This window comes from Aporhodopirellula sallentina SM41 (assembly GCF_000346505.1).
In the GTDB taxonomy this organism is placed as follows: Bacteria; Planctomycetota; Planctomycetia; order Pirellulales; family Pirellulaceae; genus Rhodopirellula; species Rhodopirellula sallentina.
The window spans coordinates 1-1,476 of record NZ_ANOH01000284.1 but is presented as its reverse complement, the minus strand read 5'-3'; the positions used below and the strand labels follow the sequence as shown (position 1 = coordinate 1,476).

The window sequence follows — 1,476 nt, the reverse complement described above, 5'->3', positions numbered from 1 at the left end:
GTGGTAGTTGAAGATTTCAACGGACTGTGGGCATGGCCAACATCGAAGAAAGACCAGAAAATGTCAGCCTTTAAGAGGCGGTAGGCTACTGCCAGATAACAATGCGATGCACGCGAAGCCCGACTTGCGCGTGGTTTTGAAATGGACGATCGCTGGTTCGGGCTCGGTGATCGCTGACGTTATCCGACTAGGCGCAGACGTCGCCTCGTTAACCAACCTCGCCCACTATAGACACTGACGCGATACGCCTTCCGACAATGGTGGTTCCGTGCTGCTCCTGCTAATTCTCATCTGCACCGGGGCGCTCGGTCTGCTTGATCGGTTTCGTGCCCGCGATGCTTCCCACCCATATTCACGATTCGGGCTGCGCAATTCTTACCTTTGCTCGCCATCTCACATTGTTGTCCTTGGCTATATTTACTTGCACTACTTTCTGATGCTCGTACTTCTACCCGTGATGCTGCCTTCGACTGGCTCATTGCTCTGGCACTCACACGCGTTCGGCCCCGTCTCCTTGTCTACGGTCGGTCGTTTGATGGCGTCTGCCGTGCTAATGTATTCCATCGCTTCATACATTTTCCGTCCGATCCGCAACTGCCGATTGCGTTTCGCTGATTCGCTCGTTGCTTCGTTCGAGATTGTCTTCATTTGTTCGACGTTCTTGGCCGCACCACAAAACGGCGGATAACCAAGCCATGCACACGGAGCACGGCTTGCGAGTTTTCGCAAATGGATACATCACTCTCCGTGCCCGGTGATGGCAAACGTTATCCGACTGAAGCACTCGCAATGCTGACATCCACGGCAATCTTCCTTGGTGCGTTAGCCGTTCCATCGGTCGCTTACTTATTTCGACGGCATCTCCTACGCCCCGAAGCGGAGCCGCTAGTGTTCATCCTAGCTTGCGTTGTCGCGTACATCGCGCTGGTTGTTTCGATCCCCGTACGCCGTGCCGAAATCGAACATGCGGCATTGGCGTTTGATGCTTCTGACAGCTCGGCCCAAGCTGAGGCGGCACGTCGTCGCGTAAGCAACGACACTGGCTTGACGCTCGCACCCATTACCGGTCTATTCATCATCCCGATTTGGTCTTTACTGACTTATACTGGTTTGGCGACGATTCACTGGGTCGCGACCGCTTTTGCTCGCATCAAGAATGCGGATAACCATGACATGCACCGGAGTGGCGGTGGTTAGCTTTTTCGTTTGCTTGCAAGTCGTTCGCCGCCACCCGGTGATGTCGACCGTTATCGGTACGAGATGCGCTCGGGAAAGATGCGCTACCCAAGAGTTGCTCAGACGAACATTAGATTCCAAACGCGTTGTTCAACCACGCTTCGTTTTCTTGAACTCAACACCTTACAAAAGACATGCTAGACTGCTCTCTGATGGCCGCGTCACCGACGGGGCCGAAGGCCAGGCAGACGACACACGCGGCACGTTGCGCATGGACGGATGCTCGAGACTGTTGCGCTC

Annotated in this window: 1 protein-coding gene; it reads left to right on the top strand. The window is 54.6% G+C overall.

Annotated elements, in window-relative coordinates; genetic code table 11:
• The first annotated feature begins 729 nt into the window (after nt 1–729).
• Nucleotides 730–1,197: a hypothetical protein gene (locus tag RSSM_RS19385; protein ID WP_044303058.1), complete on the top strand. Its 468-nt coding sequence runs from the start codon at nt 730–732 to the stop codon at nt 1,195–1,197.
• The last annotated feature ends 279 nt before the right edge of the window (nt 1,198–1,476 follow it).